The organism is Planomonospora corallina (assembly GCF_042650625.1).
Lineage (GTDB): Bacteria > Actinomycetota > Actinomycetes > Streptosporangiales > Streptosporangiaceae > Planomonospora_B > Planomonospora_B corallina.
The window spans coordinates 245,883-265,584 of record NZ_JBHSBM010000023.1; the positions used below are offsets into that span (position 1 = coordinate 245,883).

The 19,702-nt window shown below is 73.2% G+C and carries 18 protein-coding genes; 8 read left to right on the top strand and 10 right to left on the bottom strand.

Annotation, left to right across the window (positions count from 1 at the left end):
• Together ACFOWE_RS20390 and ACFOWE_RS20395 are read right to left on the bottom strand one after the other, a co-directional pair.
• The coding region (locus ACFOWE_RS20390) for a penicillin-binding transpeptidase domain-containing protein (protein WP_377290133.1) at positions 1 to 1,072 on the bottom strand (1,072 nt) is incomplete at its 3' end.
• A gap of 83 nt (positions 1,073 to 1,155) precedes the next feature.
• On the bottom strand, positions 1,156 to 1,590 hold the full coding sequence (locus tag ACFOWE_RS20395) for a MerR family transcriptional regulator (protein ID WP_377290135.1): 435 nt from the start codon (positions 1,588 to 1,590) through the stop codon (positions 1,156 to 1,158).
• Between the two features lie 102 nt (positions 1,591 to 1,692).
• Between ACFOWE_RS20395 and ACFOWE_RS20400 the strand changes: the two genes are divergently transcribed.
• Positions 1,693 to 2,631: an aldo/keto reductase gene (locus tag ACFOWE_RS20400; RefSeq protein ID WP_377290137.1), complete on the top strand. Its 939-nt coding sequence runs from the start codon at positions 1,693 to 1,695 to the stop codon at positions 2,629 to 2,631.
• Between the two features lie 13 nt (positions 2,632 to 2,644).
• Here the strand turns inward: ACFOWE_RS20400 and ACFOWE_RS20405 are convergent, their stop codons facing one another.
• On the bottom strand, positions 2,645 to 3,298 hold the full coding sequence (locus tag ACFOWE_RS20405) for a TetR/AcrR family transcriptional regulator (RefSeq protein ID WP_377290139.1): 654 nt from the start codon (positions 3,296 to 3,298) through the stop codon (positions 2,645 to 2,647).
• Between the two features lie 71 nt (positions 3,299 to 3,369).
• On the opposite strand from ACFOWE_RS20405, the gene ACFOWE_RS20410 reads away from it, so the two are divergent.
• The 5 genes from ACFOWE_RS20410 to ACFOWE_RS20430 all read left to right on the top strand — a co-directional run bounded on the left by ACFOWE_RS20410 (position 3,370) and on the right by ACFOWE_RS20430 (position 8,895).
• Positions 3,370 to 4,719 carry a GH1 family beta-glucosidase gene (locus ACFOWE_RS20410; protein WP_377290375.1) on the top strand — a complete coding sequence of 450 codons (1,350 nt, stop codon included), beginning with the start codon at positions 3,370 to 3,372 and terminating at the stop codon, positions 4,717 to 4,719.
• Positions 4,720 to 4,901: 182 nt separating this feature from the next.
• Entirely contained in the window at positions 4,902 to 7,565 is a 2,664-nt protein-coding gene (locus ACFOWE_RS20415) for a sensor histidine kinase (RefSeq protein WP_377290141.1), read from the top strand.
• Complete coding sequence (locus ACFOWE_RS20420) at positions 7,546 to 7,971, top strand: roadblock/LC7 domain-containing protein (protein ID WP_377290143.1); 426 nt, start codon at positions 7,546 to 7,548, stop codon at positions 7,969 to 7,971. The genes ACFOWE_RS20415 and ACFOWE_RS20420 overlap by 20 nt, the downstream gene beginning before the upstream one ends.
• Positions 7,968 to 8,318: a DUF742 domain-containing protein gene (locus ACFOWE_RS20425; RefSeq protein ID WP_377290145.1), complete on the top strand. Its 351-nt coding sequence runs from the start codon at positions 7,968 to 7,970 to the stop codon at positions 8,316 to 8,318. Before ACFOWE_RS20420 ends, ACFOWE_RS20425 begins: the two co-directional genes overlap by 4 nt.
• On the top strand, positions 8,299 to 8,895 hold the full coding sequence (locus tag ACFOWE_RS20430; protein WP_377290147.1) for a GTP-binding protein: 597 nt from the start codon (positions 8,299 to 8,301) through the stop codon (positions 8,893 to 8,895). The genes ACFOWE_RS20425 and ACFOWE_RS20430 overlap by 20 nt, the downstream gene beginning before the upstream one ends.
• A gap of 129 nt (positions 8,896 to 9,024) precedes the next feature.
• On the opposite strand, the gene ACFOWE_RS20435 is transcribed toward ACFOWE_RS20430, so the two are convergent.
• The 3 genes from ACFOWE_RS20435 to ACFOWE_RS20445 form a co-directional block, all read right to left on the bottom strand.
• Positions 9,025 to 10,272 (bottom strand): family 16 glycosylhydrolase, encoded by a 1,248-nt coding sequence (locus tag ACFOWE_RS20435; protein WP_377290149.1) that lies wholly within the window; start codon positions 10,270 to 10,272, stop codon positions 9,025 to 9,027.
• A gap of 283 nt (positions 10,273 to 10,555) precedes the next feature.
• Positions 10,556 to 11,008 carry a hypothetical protein gene (locus ACFOWE_RS20440; protein ID WP_377290151.1) on the bottom strand — a complete coding sequence of 151 codons (453 nt, stop codon included), beginning with the start codon at positions 11,006 to 11,008 and terminating at the stop codon, positions 10,556 to 10,558.
• A 62-nt stretch (positions 11,009 to 11,070) separates the two neighbouring features.
• On the bottom strand, positions 11,071 to 11,949 hold the full coding sequence (locus ACFOWE_RS20445; protein WP_377290153.1) for an alpha/beta fold hydrolase: 879 nt from the start codon (positions 11,947 to 11,949) through the stop codon (positions 11,071 to 11,073).
• Positions 11,950 to 12,051: 102 nt separating this feature from the next.
• On the opposite strand from ACFOWE_RS20445, the gene ACFOWE_RS20450 reads away from it, so the two are divergent.
• Positions 12,052 to 12,540 (top strand): MarR family winged helix-turn-helix transcriptional regulator, encoded by a 489-nt coding sequence (locus tag ACFOWE_RS20450; protein WP_377290155.1) that lies wholly within the window; start codon positions 12,052 to 12,054, stop codon positions 12,538 to 12,540.
• A gap of 42 nt (positions 12,541 to 12,582) precedes the next feature.
• Here ACFOWE_RS20450 and ACFOWE_RS20455 read toward each other — a convergent pair whose 3' ends face one another.
• The gene (locus tag ACFOWE_RS20455) at positions 12,583 to 13,494 is read right to left on the bottom strand and encodes a coiled-coil domain-containing protein (RefSeq protein WP_377290157.1); all 912 of its coding nucleotides are present in this window, start codon (positions 13,492 to 13,494) and stop codon (positions 12,583 to 12,585) included.
• A gap of 526 nt (positions 13,495 to 14,020) precedes the next feature.
• On the opposite strand from ACFOWE_RS20455, the gene ACFOWE_RS20460 reads away from it, so the two are divergent.
• Positions 14,021 to 15,454, top strand: coding sequence for an aldehyde dehydrogenase (locus ACFOWE_RS20460; RefSeq protein WP_377290159.1), 1,434 nt, complete (start codon positions 14,021 to 14,023; stop codon positions 15,452 to 15,454).
• 211 nt (positions 15,455 to 15,665) lie between these two features.
• Here ACFOWE_RS20460 and ACFOWE_RS20465 read toward each other — a convergent pair whose 3' ends face one another.
• Genes ACFOWE_RS20465 through ACFOWE_RS20475 form a run of 3 tightly spaced genes read right to left on the bottom strand, consistent with a single transcriptional unit; the run spans position 15,666 to position 19,661 of the window.
• On the bottom strand, positions 15,666 to 16,832 hold the full coding sequence (locus ACFOWE_RS20465; RefSeq protein ID WP_377290161.1) for an acetate/propionate family kinase: 1,167 nt from the start codon (positions 16,830 to 16,832) through the stop codon (positions 15,666 to 15,668).
• Positions 16,829 to 18,868 (bottom strand): phosphate acetyltransferase, encoded by a 2,040-nt coding sequence (pta, locus tag ACFOWE_RS20470; RefSeq protein ID WP_377290163.1) that lies wholly within the window; start codon positions 18,866 to 18,868, stop codon positions 16,829 to 16,831. The genes ACFOWE_RS20465 and pta overlap by 4 nt, the downstream gene beginning before the upstream one ends.
• 43 nt (positions 18,869 to 18,911) lie before the next feature.
• Positions 18,912 to 19,661 (bottom strand): alpha/beta hydrolase, encoded by a 750-nt coding sequence (locus ACFOWE_RS20475; RefSeq protein ID WP_377290165.1) that lies wholly within the window; start codon positions 19,659 to 19,661, stop codon positions 18,912 to 18,914.
• Between the last annotated feature and the right edge of the window lie 41 nt (positions 19,662 to 19,702).

Below are 19,702 nucleotides of genomic sequence, written 5' to 3' on the forward strand. Positions count from 1 at the left end.
CGCCCGCCGCCGAGATCATCGCGAGCACGAGGGGGGTGGCCCGGTCGTCGAACTGGCCGAGCGCCGACATCGCGGTCTGCGCCCGGTCCATCCCGGCCGGGTAGACGCTCCCGGCCACCGGCAGGGGCACCCGGAGCCCGTCGTCGTTGAACCCGAACGCCTCGGCCTGCTCGCGCAGCGCGTCCTGGCCGAGTTCGGCGCCGAGCATCGCGAACGGCGTGTTGCAGGAGAGCTTGAACGCGTGGGCCAGGGTGGGCAGGCCGTCCCCGCAGGCCGTGCCGCGGTAGTTGCGCAGCAGTGCGGAGGAGCCGGGGAGCCGCAGGACGTCGGGGGCGGCGACGTCCGTGCCCGGCCGCCAGGAGCCGGAGGCGAGCGCGGCGGCGGCGGTCACGACCTTGAAGACGGAACCGGGCGGGTAGGTCTCCTGGACCGCCCGGTTCAGCAGCGGCCGCCCGGGCTCGGACCGCAGCCGCCGGTCGGTCCGGCCGAGCTCGGCGAGGTCGGGGGTCGCGTAGGCGTTCGGATCGTAGGAGGGGTAGGAGGCCATCGCCAGGATCGCGCCGGTCGCCGGGTCGAGCGCGACGGCGGCCCCGGGCCTGCCGGTGGCGCGCAGCCCCTCGTAGGCGGCCCGCTGCGCCCGGCCGTCCACGGTCAGCCTGACCGTGGTCCTCGCCGGGGTCGCACTCATGATCGAGCGCACCGTCACCCGGGGGTCCTTCCCGGAGAGCACCGCGTCCTCCGCCTGCTCGACGCCGGTGGCGCCGTAGAACGACAGGTGACCGGTGACCGGGGCGTAGACCGGGCCGCCGGGATAGAGCCGCCGGTAGCGGTAGGGGCCGTCGGCGGGACGGGTGGACGCCACGACGGTGCCGTCACGGAGCACGATCTCTCCCCGCGGCCGGTCGAACCGCGCGGCCAGCGCGCGCCGGTTGCGCGGGTCCTCCTTCAGCCGGGCCGCGTCGAACGTCTGGACGTAGGTGACCTTGCCGAGCAGCACGAACAGCATCACCCCGCATGCCACCGCGACGTGCCGCAGGGGGATGTTGATCCGTCGCGCGCGCGGTGCGGCCATGGCTCCCTCCCCGAGATCCGGCTACCGGTCTAGCAGCCGGCGCGGAAAGGGACACTCGCCCCGCGGCAAAGCCGCCGTACGGCTCACGCGCTCCGCGACCCGGCGTGCTCCAGTCCTCGCTCGGCCGTACCCGAGGCGGCGCAGGGCGTCTCGCCGACCACCCCGCGGTAATAGCGGATCTTGTTGCGGATCGCGGTCTGCTTCTCCCGGAGGTTCGCGACCTGCGCCTCCACCCGCCGGTCGTGGGCCTCGAGCAGCGCGATCCGGTCCCGGATCGTGTGCTCGCCCTCCCGGGTCAGCTCCGCGAAGCGGAGCATCTCCGCGATCGGCATGCCGGTGTCGCGCAGACATCTGATCATGCCCAGCCAGCCGATGTCGTCCTGGGTGAAGCGGCGCTGGCCCGCGGCGTTGCGGCCGACCCGCTCCAGCAGCCCGATCCGCTCGTAGTAGCGCAGAGTGTCGAGGCTGAACCCGGTCTCCTCCGCGGCCTGTCCCGGCGTGTACACACTCGTGCTCATGGCTGGCCAGCATGGCACCTGGAGCGGGCTCCAGGTCAAGCTCCAGGCCGCCGCGCCGGGCCGTTTGACATGGAGTGTGCTCCAGCGGCCAGGCTGGGACGCATGACGCACATTCCGCTGGCACTGGGCACCATCCCGTTCGGCACCGCGGTGGACGACCGTACGGCATTCGCGATCATGGATCGTTTCGCCGAGGCGGGCGGCGCGCTGCTGGACACCTCCAACAACTACCCCTTCTGGTACGACGGGGCGACCGGGGACGAGAGCGAGCTGACCATCGGCCGCTGGCTGGCCTCCCGGAACAACCGCGACCACATGGTGATCGGCACCAAGTGCGGCGCCCGGCCGACCGTCCCCGGCGACCGCACGCTCGGCTCGGCCGAAGGACTGTCCGCCGGGGCGGTCGGGACCGCGATCGAGGGCAGCCTCCGCAGGCTCGGAACCGACCACGTCGACGTGTACTGGGCGCACATCGAGGACCGGTCCGTCCCGCTCGCCGAGACGGCCGAGGCCTTCGACGGGCTGGTCCGGGCGGGCAAGGTCCGCGAGCTCGGCGCCAGCAACCTCCCCGTCTGGAGGCTCGAGCGGGCCCGGAACGTCGCCCGGGAGAACGGCTGGACCCCCTACGCCCATCTGCAGCTGCGCCACTCCTACGTCCGGCCCCGCCCGGGCGCTCCGCTGCGGTCGGCCGGGCACGTGGTGGCGAGCGAGGAGACCCTCGACTACCTGCGCCAGGAACCCGGCGTCACGCTGTGGGCCTACAACACCCTGATGAGCGGCGGCTACACCCGCGAGGACCGGCCCTTCGACGAGGCGTTCGACCACCCGGGCACCGCCCGCCGCCTCGCCGCGGTGCGCGAGGTCGCGGCCGAGGTGGGCGCCACGGTGAACCAGGTCGTCCTGGCCTGGCTGGTCGGCGGCTCCCCCGCCGTGGTGCCGATCGTCGGGGTGAGCACCCTCGCCCAGCTCGACGAGGCCCTCGGGGCCCTGGACGTGAAGCTCGACGACGAGCTCCGCGCCCGCCTGGACTCGGTCTCCTGACCGGGCCGGCGGACTACGACGGGAGGTGGCCGGCGAGGTAGCGCCGGACCAGGAGCTTGCACTCGGCGATCAGCTCGGGATCCCCCTCCGGCGCGGTCCGGAAGGCGAGCTTGAGCACCGCGTCGGCCGCCTCCACCGCGACGACCAGCGCGCGGTCCAGCTCCGGCCCCACCGGGGCGCCGAGCACGTCGATGGTGATCGTCCGGAGGCGGTCGGCCACGACCACGTTGTTCTCCAGCGCGGCGTCGAGCATGCGCTCGGTGCCGCGCAGCGCGGGTCCGCCCGGCGTGGGCAGGACCTCGCCGAAGTCCATCACGGCGAACCCCGGCGTGGAGCGCTTCATCGCGACGAACTCGTCGATGGCCAGGTCCACCAGCTCTGTCCAGCCGGACAGGTCCGTGTCACCGAGCCGGGTGGTGATCCGGTCGAGGAAGGCCTCCAGGTTGCGGAAGGCGAGGGCGCGCACCAGCCCCTGCTTGTCGGGGAAGAACTGGTAGAAGGTGCCGATCGGCACCTCCGCGCGGCGCGCGACCTCCTTGGTGGTCAGCGCCTCGTACCCGACCTCGTCCAGCAGCTTGGCGCACTCGTCCAGCATGCGCTCGACCCGTTCCACGCTCCGCCGCTGGGCGGGGCGGCGGCGCAACGTTCCCCCGGAGACGTTCGTCATTCCCCCATCATCCCCCATGGGCCCCTCCCCCGGTCTAACATGAGCATCACTCACACAATTGGAGGGTGCAGATGTTCCTCTGGGGCGCGGCCACCGCTTCCTACCAGATCGAGGGCGCCGTCGCGGAGGACGGCCGGGGGCCGTCCATCTGGGACACCTTCTCCCACGAGCCCGGCCGCGTCGCGGACGGCCACACCGGCGACGTCGCCTGCGACCACTACCACCGCTGGCCCGAGGACGTCGCGCTCCTGGCCGGCCTGGGGGTGGACTCCTACCGCTTCTCCATCGCCTGGCCCCGGGTGCAGCCCACCGGCACGGGACCGGCGAACCCCGCCGGGCTGGACTTCTACGACCGGCTCACCGACGCCCTGCTCGCCGAGGGCGTCGTCCCGGCCGCGACCCTCTTCCACTGGGACCTGCCGCAGCCCCTCCAGGACGCGGGGGGCTGGCTCTCCCGCGACACCGCGCACCGCTTCGCGGACTACACCGCCCTGGTGGCCGACCGGCTCGCCGACCGCATCCCGATGTGGATCACCCTCAACGAGCCCTTCGTCCACATGGCCTACGGCTACGCCACGGGTGTGCACGCCCCCGGGCTGGCCCTGCTCACCGGCGCCCTGCCCGCCGCCCACCACCAGCTGCTCGGGCACGGCCTGGCCACGGCGGCGCTGCGGGCGCACGGCGCCCGGCAGGTGCTGATCACCAACAACTGCACCCCCGTCCGGCCCGCCTCCGCCGACCCCGCCGACCTGGCCGCCGCCGAGGCCTACGACATCCTGCACAACCGGCTGTTCAACGACCCGGTCCTGCTCGGGAGCTACCCGGACCTGTCGGCGTACGGCCCTGCGCTCGACTGCGTCCGCGACGGCGACCTCGACCTGATCTCCGCCCCGCTCGACGGCCTGGGCGTCAACTACTACAACCCCACCCGGATCGCCGCTCCCGCCCCGGGCGACGTCCTGCCGTTCACCGACGTGCCGATCACCGGGTACCCGCTCACCGCCTTCGGCTGGCCCGTCGTCCCCGACGGGCTGCACGAGCTCCTGACCGGCCTGGCCGCACGGTACGGCGACGCCCTGCCCCCGGTCTACGTCACCGAGAACGGCTGCTCCCAGCCCGACGAAGCCGGTCCCGGCGGCGCGGTGGACGACGCCGGCCGGATCGCCTACCTCGACGGGCACATCGCGGCGATGGAGCGGGCGATGGCCGACGGGGTGGACGTGCGCGGCTACTACGTCTGGTCGCTGCTGGACAACTTCGAGTGGGCCGAGGGCTACCACCAGCGCTTCGGCCTGGTCCACGTCGACTTCGCCACCGGCAGGCGCACGCCCAAGGCCTCCTACCACTGGCTGCGCGAGCGCCTCGCCGCGCGGCGGGAGTCCCTCCGCGCCTCCGGCTCCCCCGCTCCTGCCTCTCCGTGACAGATCGCTCTCCGAGCGATGACATCGATACCGAATCTTCGCACCCGCCACCTTGATCCTCTTTTGATCACACCGGCATAGTGGGGCGAATCACAGCACACCCGTCACGGCGGCCCTCGGGGGGTGACCGCCACCGCAACGGACGACCCTGCGCGGGACACGCGCGGAACTGGACACGATGAATGAGCACCCCCCAGCCGATCCGCACGAGGATCCTCAAGATCCTCGTGATCCCGCTCATCGCCCTCGTCTCCATGTGGGGCTACAACTCCTACGTCACCGTCATGGAGATCTCCGCCCTGGCCCAGACCCAGAGCCGGTGGCAGGAGGTCGGCTCCCCCGTCCAGGACCTGATCCGGGAACTCCGCCGGGAACGCCAGCTGACCGCCGAGGCCGCCGGCCGTCCCGACCGGCGGGCCGTACTGGCGGAGCAGCGGCGGACCACCGACGGCGCGGTCTCCGCCCTGCGTGAGCTGGTCGCCTCCGTCGGCCTGGAGAGCACGGCCGCGGAGAACGCCGCCGGCATGCGGTCCCTGCTGGAGCGCCTGGACGGGCTCGGCACGCTGCGCTCGTCGGCCGACGACGGCCGGACGGGCCCGCTCGAGGCCGTCGAGGGCTACACCGCGCTCACCGGCCTCGCCCACCGGCAGCTCAACGCCGCGGACCTGCTCACCGACGTGTCGTCCCACCGGATCGTCCGGGGGCTCTCCTACTACTCCGTCGTCTCCGAGCACCTGTCCCGGGAGCACGCCCTCCTCACCCTCGCGCTGGCGCGCGGCGAGATGACCACCGCCGAGCACACCGCCTTCGTCACTGCGGCGACCGGCCGCACGCTCATGCTCGCCGCCGCCGAACGCGACATGAGCCCCGAACTGCGGGCGCTCCACCGGGAACTGGCGGCGGGCACCGCCTACCGGCGGCTCCAGGCCGCCGAGGAGCGGCTCCTCGCCTGGGAGGCGGCCCCCGGAGCGCCGCCGCTGGAGGCCGCCGCGTGGCACCGGGACGCCGAGACCGTCCTCGCCGCCCTCGACTCCAACGCCGGACGGGAGCTGACCCGCGTCACCGGCGAGGCCGGCCACCTGCGGACCATGGCCCTGCTGCACATCGGGGTGGTCGTGGTCTTCGGCCTGATCGTCGTCGTCGCCTCGGCCCTGCTCTCCTACCGCTTCGCCCGCTCCCTGGTCCGGGAGCTGCGGCAGGTGCAGGCCGCGGCCGCCGAACTGGCCGGGGAGCGGCTGCCCCGTCTGGTGACCCGGCTCGCGGGCGGCGAGGACGTCGACCCGGCGGCCGAGGCGCCCGAGCTGGCGCCCACGCCGACCGCCGAGGTGAACGGCATCGTGGGGGCGCTGTCGGCCGTACGGCGGACCGCGGTGGAGGCCGCGGTCGGCCAGGCCGTGCTCCGCAGGGGCGTCGGCCAGGTCTTCCTGAACCTGGCCCGGCGGAGCCAGGCCCTGCTCCACCGCCAGCTCACGCTGCTGGACACGATGGAGCGCAGGACCGAGGACCCTCAGACGCTGGAGGACCTGTTCAAGGTCGACCACCTGACCACCCGCATGCGCCGCCACGCGGAGAACCTGATCGTCCTGTCCGGCGCCTCCCCCGGCCGCCGCTGGCGCGAGCCCGTGCCGGTCTTCGACGTGGTGCGCAGCGCCGTGCTGGAGGTCGAGGACTACACGCGCGTCACGGTGCTGCCCATGCCCGACGCGCCGCTGCTGACCGGCGGCGCGGTCACCGACGTGGTCCACCTGGTCGCGGAGCTGGTGGAGAACGCCACGATCTTCTCCCCGCCGGGCACCGCGGTCCACGTGCGCGGCTCGGCGGCGGCCCACGGCTACGCGATCGAGATCGAGGACCGCGGCCTGGGCCTGGGCGGGGTCTGCGTCGACACGCTCAACGACCGGCTCGCCCGGCCGCCGGAGTTCGACCCCGCCGAGAGCGACCGGCTCGGCCTGTTCGTGGTCTCCCGGCTCGCGGCCCGGCACGGGATCAAGGTCGTGCTGCGGCCCTCGCCCTACGACGGCGCCACGGCGATCGTGATGCTCCCGCTGAGCCTGCTGGCCGGCTCCCGGCCGCAGGACGAGTTCCCGGCGGGCACGGTGACCGGAGTGGCCGGCCCAGTGGTCGGCACGGTGACCGGCCCGGCGGCCGACGCAGTGACCGGCCCGGCGGCCGACGCAGTGACCGGAACAGTGACCGGAACAGTGGCGGACACGGCGACCGGCCGCTCCTCCGGCGGCGGACCGGCCCGCGGGCCGGTCCGGGCGCTGAGCGCGGTGCCCGGGGCTCCGGCCCGGTCGCTCTTCACCCCGGCCACGCCACCGTCCGCCCCGGCCGCGCCACCGTCCATACCGGCCATGCCGCTGTCCGCCCCGCTTCCGGCTCTGCAGGACGGTCCCGGCGGGAACCCGGAGACCGCGGCTCCGCAGGACGACCCCGCCGGGACCGGGGGGACCGCGGGCCCCGGCGACCTCGACGACCTCGACGGGCTGCCCGTGCGGGTACGGCAGGCCAGCCTCGCCCCCCAGCTCCGCCGCGTGCCCGGCGGGGACCGGCGGGAGACCCCGCGGGGGTCCGCTCCATCCTCCCGGGCTCCGGAGGAGATCCTCACCCGCATGTCGGCGATGCAGCGGGGCTGGCAGCAGGGCCGTACCCAGGCCGGGCGGCACGGGGACGCGCACAGCGACGTGCACAGCGACCTGCACAGCGACGTGCGGGGCGGCCTGCCCGGTGGCGTGCGGGGCGGCCCGTACGACAGCACGGCGCCCGGTGACCCGCACGGTGACACGACGCCCGGTGACTCCCCGAACGGAAAGGAGGGCCACTGCGATGGCCGACCCGAGATCTGAGCTGAGCTGGCTGCTGGACGACCTCACCCGGCGCGTCCCCGGGGTCCGGCACGCCGTCGTGCTCTCCTCCGACGGCCTGGCCATGGGCGGCTCCCGGGACCTCACCCGGGAGGACACCGAGCACCTGTCGGCCATCTCCGCCGGCAGCCACAGCCTCGCCGCGGGCGCGGGCCGGCACTTCGGCCTCGGCGGCGTGCGGCAGACCGTCATCGAACTGGAAGGCGGCTTCCTGTTCGTCACCGCGGCCGGGCAGGGCGCCCGGCTCGCCGTACTGGCCGCGCAGGACGCCGACCTGGGCATCGTCACCTACGAGATGGCCCTGCTGGTCAAGCGGGTCGGGGAGCACCTGTCGGCGCAGCCGAGGGCGGCGGCGCCGGCGCCCGCCTGGAACGGGTCCCGGTCGTGACGGGGGACGATCCGGGGCCGCTGATCCGGCTCTACGGGCTGACCGGTGGCCGCGCCCGCCCGGCCGGCGAGTCGTTCGACCTGGTGGCCATCGTCACGACCGTCCACGTGCCGGTGGAGCCGGCCGGTCTGGGCCCGGAGCAGCACGCCGTGCTGAACCTGTGCCGGCGGCCGACCCCGGTGGCGGACGTCGCCGCGCACCTGAGGCTGCCGATCAACATCACCCGCGTGCTCCTCGGTGACCTGCGCCACGACGGCCTGGTGACCATCGGCAGGCCCGGCCCGGCGGCGCAGACGATTAACGAGGACATCTACAGGGAAGTGCTCCATGGACTACGCAGGCTCTGAGCCGGCGACGGCCGCGCTCGCCGACCCGGCGATGGCGATCAAGATCCTCGTCGCGGGCGGGTTCGGGGTCGGCAAGACGACCATGGTCGGCACCATCAGCGAGATCCGGCCGCTGCACACCGAGGAACTGCTGAGCGAGCGCGGCGTCGGCGTGGACGACGTCTCCGGCGTGGAGTCCAAGACCACCACGACGGTCGCGCTGGACTTCGGCCGCATCACCATCCGCGAGGGTCTCTGGCTCTACCTGTTCGGCACCCCCGGCCAGGACCGGTTCTGGTTCATGTGGGACGAGCTCTCCGAAGGCGCGCTCGGCGCCGTCGTGCTCGCCGACACCCGCCGCCTGCAGGACTGCTTCCCGGCCGTGGACTACTTCGAGCAGCGGGGCCTGCCGTTCGTGGTGGCGGTCAACTGCTTCGACGGCGCCCGCCGCCACGACCCGGTCAAGGTACGGCGCGCGCTCGGCCTGGACGGGGTCGCGCCGATCCTCATGTGCGACGTGCGCGAGCGCGAGTCGGTCAAGGAGGTGCTGACCACCCTGGTCACCTACGCCGTCAGCGGCGTCCTCCCCGCCCCCTGACGGTTCCGGCCGGTCCGGAAGGCCGGCCGTCGGGGCCGCACCGGAGGCCACGCCGTACTCCGGTGCGGCCCCGCCGGAAGCGCCGACGCGGAGGCCGGCCCCGCCGCCGGCCCTCCGCCCCGGTTCAGATCAGCCGCGCGTCCACTTCTGGTTGGCCGTCCCGGCGCAGTCCCAGAGCTGGAGTCGCGCGCCGTTGGCGGGGTTGAGGTCCACCACGTCCACGCACCGGTTGGAGACCGGGTTGACCAGGTCACCGGCCGCGCTGAGCCGGAACTGCTGGGCGGCGTTGCCCTTGCACGGGTGGAGCTGGATCGGCGTGCCGTTGGCGGTGCCGGCCCCCGCGGCGTCCATGCACATGCCCATCGCGCTCACGGTGCCGTTGCCGTTGAGGGTCCACCGCTGGGCGGCGCTGCCGTTGCAGTCGTACATCTGCAGCCGGGCGCCGTCGACGGCCTTCCCGCCGGGGATGTCGATGCAGCGGCCGTTCAGCTTCGACTTCAGGGCGCTGCCGTTCCCGTTGCCGGTCCCTCCCCCGGACCCTCCGCCGTCCCAGGCGGAGACCCGGACGTAGTCGACCAGCATGGTCTGCGGGAAGGAGGTGCTCGCGTTGGGGCTGCCCGGCCAGTTCCCGCCGACCGCCACGTTGAGGATCATGAAGAACGGGTGGTCGAAGACCCACCGGTTCCCGCGGATGCCGGCCGGCGTGAGGCGGAAGTACTCCGATCCGTCCAGGTACCAGACGATGAGGTTGGGGGACCAGTCGACCCGGTAGGTGTGGAAGGCGTCGCCGAGCGGGGCGCCGATCGTCCGGCTCCCGCCGATGCCGCCGCCGCCGGAGTAGCCGGGGCCGTGCACGGTGCCGTGGACCGTGTTCGGCGCGCTGCCGACGTTCTCCATGATGTCGATCTCACCGGTGTTCGGCCAGTCGCCGCCGCCGAGCATCCAGAAGGCCGGCCAGATGCCCTGGCCCTTGGGGATCTTGATCCGGGCCTCGAACCGGCCGTACGCCTGGCTGAACTTGCCCGCCGTCAGGATGCGGCCCGAGGTGTACTGGCAGGACCCGTAGTGGCACTGGTAGCCGGACGGGTTCCCCTTGCGGGCGGTGATGGCGAGGTGGCCCTGCCCGTCGTGGTACACGTTCTGGGTGGAGTTGGTGTAGTACTGCAGCTCGTTGTTGCCCCAGCCGCCGCCACCGATGTCGAACTTCCACTTGGACCCGTCGACGGGGGTCCCGGCGGCGGCGTTGAACTCGTCGGACCAGGTGACGGGGGCGGCGGTGGCGGCTTCCGCCCGGTCGTCGCCCGTGGTGGTGGCCAGCGTGGCGGTCAGGGTGAGGGCCGCGGCCAGGGCAGCCAGAAGAGGCCGGCGTTTGCGCATGGGGGGTTCCGCTCCGTGGTCGTTTTCGGGGCGCGGCCGTACGGCCCGCCCGCGGTGTGGAAGCGCTCTCTCGATGGGGCGCCTGCCGGAGAACACCGTTACGGCTGAGGTCACGAAGATGTAACCGCACGCCACAGAGCTTGTCAACAAGAAACTTTATTTAAGGTTTATTTATGGTTGACAAACCTGGTGAGGCCGGTGAGCGGACGCCTAACAGGCGATGCCCTCCCACCGCCTCGCCTCCCCCGGGGCGCGGGAGCAGCCCCGTGCCCCGGGGGAGGCGTCACCAGGCGAAGTCCTCGTCCCTGATCCGCTCGGTCCGGCAGTGCGCGACCGTGCCGCCGGCCGGCCGGTAGACGCACACCTTGAGGTCCAGCCACTTGACCGGCCGGGCGGACTCGAAGAGGAACCCCTTCTTCTCCGGGCCGCACGCCCGGCGCGGCTTCGACCGGCCCGTGCCGCCTCTCGAGTCCGAGTAGTGGAACCTCGCCTGCACCGAGGCGCAGTGCCCCGCGTGGCGGTCCCGGTCGTAGAGGCTGCCGTAGGTCTGGAAGTGCTTCTCGTTGAAGGCGGTGACCCAGGCGTCCACCCGGGCGTGGCCGGAGTGCCCGGAGGCGGACCTGATCTTCCCCCAGTGGAACGGGAACGGCGACGGCCGCTCCACCGCCTGCGCCGCGGCGGGCAGTCCCAGTACGAGCACGGCGGCCAGCAGAACCCCTCGGACGGCGATGCGCATCGTCTCTCCTCTCAGCCGATGGCCGCCAGTGAAGAGGAGATCGCTTGGAGCCCGCTTGCGGATCACTGCCCTCGGCGCGTCCCGGTCCCTTCGAGGAAGCCGGTGATGCGCCTGTTGATCTCCGCGGCCTCGTGCCAGGGCATCGCGTGGTGGGACAGGCCCGGCAGCACCGCGGTCTCCGCGTGCGACAGGAGGCGCCCGGCGGCGGAGGCGACGCGGTGCGCGTCGTGCGCCCTGCTCCGCCCGGCGAGGAGCACCAGGGCCGGCGCCGTGAACGAGCGCAGCGCCTCGGGCCGGGGCCGCCTGCCGACCACGGTCCTCGCCTCCGGGAACTCCGCGGCCAGGCCGTACAGCCGCAGCCAGGCCGGATCGGCCTCCGCGCCACCGGTCTCCCAGGCCAGGAACGCCCGGGCCCGGGCGGCCGTCGGCCGCAGCAGGGACGGCAGGGCGCGCGCCAGATAGCCGGGCCGGAACCCGCCGAAGCACTGCGTCGGGTCGAGGAGGACGAGCCGCCGGACCCGCCCGGGCGCGTGCAGGCCGTACGTCAGCGCGATCCAGGCGCCGTAGGAGTGCCCGCACAGGGCCGCTCCGGTGATCCCGAGGCCGTCGAGCACCCCGTCCAGCCAGCCGAGCAGGTCGGGGACGGTGCGGGGAGGCCGTTCGCCCCGCACGCTCCGCCCCGCCTCGCCGATGCGGTCCACGGCGTGGACCCGGTGCCCGCCGGCGAGTTCGGCGGCGTTGGCGAACCACGACGCCGCGGTGGCGCCGCCCCCGTGCAGCAGGACCAGCGGCGGCCCGTCCGCGGGGCCGCACACGTTCACCCGGGTCGTGCCGTACGCGGACGGGAGGTCGACCGTCTCGACCGGGACCGGCCAGCGCTCCAGGACCGCGTCGTAGGCGGCGAGGAAGGCCGGGTCCACCCCTTGACCGTCACCGGACATGGCTCCATCCCGATAAATAGCTCACCGGACGAGAATCTCGCCGAACGAGATGATGCGACACTATGACAGCACGGAGGATCATGGAAGGGCGGAGGGAGGCGGATGGACGGCCGAGACCCGGAGACGCGGGTGGACGACCGGGATCCGGGGATGCGGATGGTGCACCTGCTGCGCGCCGTCACCGTGGAGCTCGACCGGCTCGGTGAGAGGTTCGCCTCCCGGCACGGCCTCCACCCGACCGACGTGCGCGCGCTGATCTGCCTGCTGGACGCCGCCCGTGCGGGCACTCCCGCCACCCCGGGCACGCTGGGGGCGCAGCTGGGCCTCAACTCCGCGGGCACCACCGCGGTCGTCGACCGCCTGGAACGGCTCGGCCACGTGCGCCGGGAACGCGACACCCGCGACCGCCGGCGTGTGCTGCTGACGGTGGACGAGAGCGCCGTCGCGCTCGGCTGGAGCTTCTTCGGCCCGCTCATCCGCGAGGTCGTCGCCGTCCTGGAACGGTTCGACGCCGGCGAGCGGGCGGTCGTCGAGCGCTTCCTCGGTGACGTGCGGGAGGCCGTCACCCGGCGGCGGGAAGGCCGGGAGTAGCGCTCCCGGAGGTGCCGGGCGTCCCGGCGCGCGGGACGCCGGTCAGAACATCGAGATGTGGACGTGGTCGATGTGGTTGGCGGTGTTGCCGCCGCGGTCGGACATCATGCGCCAGCCCGCACCGGTCCGCACGTCGTAGTACCGCTGCTGCCAGATGATGTACATCACGCCGAGGCGCTCGCCGTTGTCGATCGCCCACTGGGCCAGGCGGTCGCCGCGGGCCTTGGCCTCGGCGGTGGGGACCTGGCCGCCGGAGCTCATCATGAAGTCGCAGGCCCGGCCGCTGCCGTGGTCGCCGGGGTCGCCGGGGCGCAGGCAGCCGTAGCCGTGCGGCATCGGGAAGTTCTGCAGCACCAGGTTGCGCATGGTGACCGTGCGGGCGGTCAGGCCGCCGTTGGAGGTGGGCTGCTGGAAGCCGTACTTCGCCAGGAGGCCCTCGAGCCGGACGCGGTCCTTCTTGAGCCGGGAGATGTCCCGCTCCAGCTTGACGATCTCGGCCTCGGCCTTCTTCTCCGCCTCGCCGGCCTTCTTGATCAGTTCCTTGATCCGGGCGAGCTGGTTGGCCCGCTGGCTGGCGAGGTGGGACATGGTCGCGGCCTGGTCGAGGGCGGTCTGGGCGTCGCCCTGGAAGCCGAACATGGCGGGGCTGTCCAGCGGGCCGCCCATGTAGCTGCTCTGGGCGAAGCGCACCACGTCGGTCTCCGCGGTGGCCAGCGACCGCTTGAGGCTCTTGGCGGTCTCGGTGGCCTTCTTGGCCTTGACCCGGGCGTCCTCCAGGGTCTGCACCTGGCCGCGGTAGCGCTTGTTGAGCTGCGCCGCCTCCGCGGTCAGCTTCTTCAGCTTGGCCTCGGGGTCGAACGCGGCGACCCGTCCGGCGCTCGCCCCCGCCGTCACCGGGGTCAGCAGGAGCGCCGCGAGCAGGACGCCCAGCACCGCCGGGCGGCTCGGTCGCACGCTTCGCTCACCTCCAGAGCCCTTCGCGGACGGAGCGAAACTATAGAAGACGATCTTCAAGCTCGCCACCGGAATGGTGGGTTTCATACACCATTGATGAACTATCTACCAGCTAGCACCTATGACCACAATTTCGGGCATGCCTCGACCGCCCGCCCACGGCTCAGGCCGGGCCCGCCGGCGGGCACATCACGAGGGTACGGCCCCGGCGGCGCGCTCGTCCCCCAAGTGCGGAAGACCGCGCACCGCCGCCCGCGCCCCTCGCCCTCGCGGCCGGGAGGCGGACAGTGCGCGGGCACGGGCACGGGTACGGGTACGGACACGGGCACGGGTACCGACGAGGCACGGACACGGGCGATGCGGGCTTTCCCCGCACGGACGGCCGAACCCTTGCGACCATGGATAGAACGTGATTCGGTTTTCCTGATCGGCGGGCCTTGTGGAGCCCTCCCCGGAGGATGACACTGTCCGAGCAAGCATTAGTTCAGTGAACGGCCCCGGACCGCCGACCAGGAGGCAAGAGATCATGCGCCAGCACGACACGCTGTTCATCGGAGGCGACTGGACGGCCCCGGCGAGCACCGCCACGATCGACGTCCTCTCCCCGCACACCGAGGAGGTCGTCGGCCGCGTCCCCGAGGGCACCGCCGCCGACATGGACCGCGCGGTGGCCGCCGCCCGCCAGGCGTTCGACCACGGCCCCTGGCCCCGGATGACCATGGCCGAGCGGGCCGCCGTGGTGAGCAGGCTCGCCGACCTCTACGAGGCCCGCCAGGAGGAGATGGCCCGCGTCATCACCGAGGAGATGGGCTCCCCCATCACCTTCTCCCAGATGGCCCAGGTCCCCCAGCCGCTCGGCTTCCTGCGCTACTACGCCGAGCTCGGCCGGACCTTCGCCGTCGAGGAGGACCGGCCCGGCACCTTCGGCCCGGTCACCGTACGGCGTGAGCCCGTCGGCGTGGTCGCCGCGATCGTCCCGTGGAACGTCCCGCAGTTCGTGATCATGACGAAGCTGGCCCCGGCCCTGATCGCCGGCTGCACGGTCGTCGTCAAGCCCGCACCCGAGACGCCGCTCGACTCCTACCTGCTGGCCGAGCTGATCAAGGAGGCGGGCCTGCCAGAGGGCGTGGTCAGCATCGTGCCCGCCGGGCGCGAGGCCGGCGAGCACCTGGTCTCCCACCCCGGCGTGGACAAGGTCGCCTTCACCGGCTCCACCGCCGCCGGCCGCCGCATCGCGGGCATCTGCGGCGAGCAGCTCAAGCGCGTCAGCCTGGAGCTCGGCGGCAAGTCCGCCGCGATCATCCTGGACGACTGCGACCTGCCGTCGGCGATGGGCTTCCTGTCCATCGCCTCGATGATGAACAACGGCCAGGCCTGCATCGCGCAGACCCGCATCCTCGCCTCCCGGAGCCGCTACGACGAGGTCGTGGACGCGGTCGCCGCGATGGTCCGGGGCATGTCGGTCGGCGACCCCGCCGACCCGGCCACGGGCATCGGCCCGCTGGTCGCCCAGCGCCAGCAGGAGCGGGTCGAGAACTACATCAGGATCGGCATCGAGGAGGGTGCCAAGCCGGTCGTCGGCGGCCTGGAGCGCCCGTACGAGCGCGGCTGGTACGTCGCCCCGACGGTCTTCGCCGGCGCGACCAACGAGATGCGCATCGCCCGGGAGGAGATCTTCGGCCCGGTGCTGACGGTGATCCCCTACGAGGACGAGGAGGACGCGGTCCGCATCGCCAACGACAGCGACTACGGCCTGTCGGGCTCGGTCTGGACCGCCGACTCCGAGCACGGCATGGACGTGGCCCGCCGGGTCCGCACCGGCACCTACGGCGTCAACGTCTTCATGCTGGAGTCGTGCGCGCCGTTCGGCGGCTTCAAGGCCAGCGGCCTCGGCCGCGAGCTGGGCCCCGAGGGCCTGGCGTCCTACCTGGAGTACAAGTCCATCGCCCGCCTGGGCTGACACACCCCGGCCCGAGCACCCGGCCCGAGTACCCGGCCCGCGGGCCGGGCACGGACGGGCCGGGCACGGACGGGCCGCCCAGCGCACCCCCGCGACGCTGGGCGACCGCCCGACCGCACACAGTCTGCACCATCACCGCCGATTGGCAGTGGTTCGTTCCTTACGGACTTCTCCTGGTGGATTTCATCCCTCCGCTAGAGGTAGACACCTTTCATCCGCGATCGGCACCGGAGACGACCTCGAACGTCTGACGGGCGATCTCCAGCTCCTCGTCCGTGGGGACCACCGCCACCTTCACCCGCGAGTCGCCGGCCGAGACCACCCCCTTGCCCGCCGCGTTGAGGTCCGGGTCCAGGACGATGCCGAGCGCCTCCAGCCCGGTCAGCGCCCGCTGCCTGATCAGGGCGGAGTTCTCCCCGATGCCGCCGGTGAAGGCGATCACGTCCACCGTGCCGAGTACCGCGTAGTAGGCGCCGACGTATTTGCGGAGCCGGTGGCAGTAGACCGCCAGCGCCAGCTCGGCGTCCGGGTCCCCCTCGGCCGCCCGCCGCTCCACCGCCCGCATGTCGTTGTCGCCGCACAGGCCCAGCAGGCCGCTGCGCCGGTTGAGCAGGGCGTCGACCTCCTCGGTCCGCATCCTGGCCTCCCGGCGCAGGTGGATGAGCACGCCCGGGTCCACGTCGCCGCTCCGGGTGCCCATGACCAGGCCCTCCAGCGGGGTCATGCCCATCGAGGTCTCCACGCACCGGCCGTCGGCCACCGCCGAGGCGCTGGCGCCGTTGCCCAGGTGCAGCACGATCACGTTGGGGTGCTCCCGACCGGCCAGCCGGGCCGCCTCCCGGGAGACGTAGGCGTGCGAGGTGCCGTGGAAGCCGTAGCGGCGGATGCCGTACCGCTCGGCGGTCGCGCGGTCGATCGCGTAGGTCGCGGCGGCCTCCGGGATGGTGCAGTGGAAGGCGGTGTCGAAGACCGCGACCTGCGGCAGGTCGGGGCGGAGCCGCCGGGCGACCTGGATGCCCTCCACGTTGGCCGGGTTGTGCAGCGGGGCGAGCGGGACGAGCTTCTTGATCTTCTCGACCACCCGGTCGGTGATCAGCGTCGGCTCGGTGAAGGCGGTGCCGCCGTGCACCACCCGGTGCCCGATCGCCATCAGCTCGGGCGAGTCCAGTCCGAAGCCCACCCGGGCCAGCTCGTCCGCGACGACCTCCAGCGCCCGGCCGTGGTCGGCGACCGCGGAGCCCGGCTCGCCGATCCGCTCCACCAGCCCCGAGGCCAGGCGCACCGCCGCCTTCGGCGCCGGCCACTCGCCGACCGAGAGCAGGCGGTACTTCACCGACGAGGATCCGGAGTTGAGCACCAGGATGTGCTTGTGCGTCATCGGGGATCTCCCTGGGCCTGGATGGCGGTGATGGCCACCGTGCTGACGATGTCGGTGACCAGCGCGCCGCGCGACAGGTCGTTGACCGGCTTGCGCAGTCCCTGCAGGACCGGGCCGACCGCGACCGCCCCGGCGGAGCGCTGCACCGCCTTGTAGGTGTTGTTTCCGGTGTTGAGGTCCGGGAAGATCAGCACGGTCGCCCGCCCCGCCACCTGCGAACCCGGCAGCTTGGCCGCGGCGACGTGCGGGTCCACCGCCGCGTCGTACTGGATGGGGCCCTCGACCAGCAGGTCCGGCTCCCGCTCGGCGACCCTGGCGGTGGCCGCGCGGACCTTGTCCACGTCGGCGCCGGAGCCCGAGCGGCCCGTCGAGTACGACAGCATCGCCACCCGCGGCTCGACGCCGAACTGCTGGGCCGTGCGGGCCGAGGAGATGGCGATGTCGGCGAGCTGCTCGGCGTCCGGGTCGGGGTTGACCGCGCAGTCTCCGTAGACGAGCACCCGGTCGGCCAGGCACATGAAGAACACCGAGGAGACGATCGACGTGCCCGGGACCGTCCGGATGATCTGGAAGGCGGGCAGGATCGTGGCGGCCGTGGTGTGCGCGGCGCCGGAGACCATGCCGTCCACCATGCCCTGGTGCAGCATCATCGTGCCGAAGAAGTTGACGTCGGTCAGCGCGTCCCGGGCCCGGTCGAGGGCGACGCCCTTGTGCGCCCGGATCCGGGCGTACTCCTCGGCGAACTCGTCGCGGAGCGGCGAGGTCACCGGGTCGACCACCGCCACCCCCGCCAGGTCGAGGCCGAGCTCGGTGATCCGCCGCCGGACCGCCTCCTCGCGGCCCAGCAGGGTCAGGTCCACGATGCCGCGGCGGATGAGCAGGTCGGCGGCCCGCAGGATGCGGTCGTCCTCGCCCTCCGGCAGCACGATGTGCCGGCGGTCGGCGCGCGCCCGCTCCAGCAGCAGGTGCTCGAACATCATCGGGGTGACCCGCTCGGAGCGGGCCAGCGCGATGCGGTCGGCGAGGTCGGCGGTGTCGACGTGCGCCTCGAAGTGGCCGAGCGCCGTCTCGATCTTGCGGGGGTTGTCCGCGGTGAGCCGCCCCTCCAGGTGGCCCAGCGTGGTGGCGACGGAGAAGCTGCCGGCCTCGGCGGACAGGACCGGCAGGCCGGGGGCCAGCCGCGCGGTGAGCTCCCGCACGTCCTCGGGAGGCGCCTGGCCCAGCGTCAGCACCACGCCCGCCGGCCGTACGGTGCCCGCCGCCTCCGTGGCCGCCGCGGCCAGCAGCAGGTCCGCCCGGTCGCCCGGGGTGAGCAGCAGCGCCCCGTCCACCAGGTGCGACAGGAGCGTGGGGAGCGTGGCGCCGCCGAAGACGAACCCGTTCACGTCCCGCAGCAGGCCGTCGTCGTCGCCCAGGATCTGCTTGGCCGCCACGGCCTCCGCGACCTGGGCGACGGTCGGCGCCGAGAGCGAGGGGTTCTCGGGGATGACGTAGTACGGCACCGGCAGGCCGGGCTCGACGGTCATGCCCTCCGGCACCCGGTTGGCGATCACCGCCAGGACGGTGCAGCCCAGGTCGGAGAAGACCTGGTAGCCGGTGCGCATCTCCCGCGCGATCTCGCCGGCCCCGTCGGCGTGCGCGCCCACCACCACGATCACCGGGGCGCCGAACTCGGCGGCCAGCCGGGCGTTGAAGGCCAGCTCGCGCGGGAGGTCGTCGGTGGCGAAGGAGCTGCCCAGCACCAGCAGCGCCTCGCACTCGCGTTCCAGGGTGTGGAAGCGGGCGACCAGCCGGCCGATGAGCTCCTCGCTGCCGTGCTCGGCGTAGATCCCGGCCGCCTCGTCGGCGGTCACCCCGATCGCCGAGGCGGCGGGGCGGTACCGGTCGTCGATCAGCTGCGAGGCGTGCTCACCCCGGGCGATCGGCCGGAAGACCCCGGTACGGCCGGCCCGGCGGGTCAGCAGCTCCATCAGGCCGAGTTCGACGATCTGCCGGCCGTCGCCGGGGCCGAGACCGGCCACGTAGATGCTCCGCATGTGCGATTACCCCCGCCTCGACCCGTTGCCGTCCATAGCAGGACTAAACCATGACCGCCCACCGCCCGATCCGGCGGATCAGGGCGGGGGTGGCGGCCGTCTCCGCGTGACCGTACCCGGGCTCGATCCACAGCTCCTTCGGATCCTTGGCCGCGTCGTGGATCTGGTGCGGGTGGTCGAGCGGGAAGAAGGTGTCGGCATCGCCGTGCACGACGAGCAGCGGCACCGGCGAGATCCTCCCGGCCGCCTCGTACGGCGCCAGCGGGAGCGGGTCCCACGCGCCCCGGGCGATCCGCGTCCGCTTCCCCAGCCGCGCCGCCAGCCGCCCGGCCGGGTGCTCGATCGCCCAGTGGACCTGCCGCATCGGCCGGGTTCCCCGGTAGTACCAGCGGGCGGGCGCGCTGACCGCGACCACCCCGTCCACCCCGCGCAGGATGCCCGCCTGCCGGAGCGCCACCGCCCCGCCCATGGAGAACCCGACGGTCACCACCCGGGAGTAGCCGATCGTCCGCGCGTGCCGTACCGCCGCGTCCAGGTCGTGGATCTCCAGGTCGCCCACGGTCGTCTCGCCGCCCGAGCGGCCGTGTCCCCGGAAGTCGAACGCGACCACGCCGCCGGACTCGCTGAGCACGTGGGTGATCCGCCGGGTGGTGCGGGAGCGGAACGACCCGGTGAAACCGTGCGCCAGCACGATCGCGAGGTCGCTCTCGCGCCGCGGCGGGGTGTGGGCGGCGTCGATCCGGACGCCGTCCCGGGTCCTGAGCATGACGGGGTAGGAGGGGGCGAAAGGCATGCGCCGAGCTTAGGCAGTGCCCACCGGGGGCCCACCGCAGG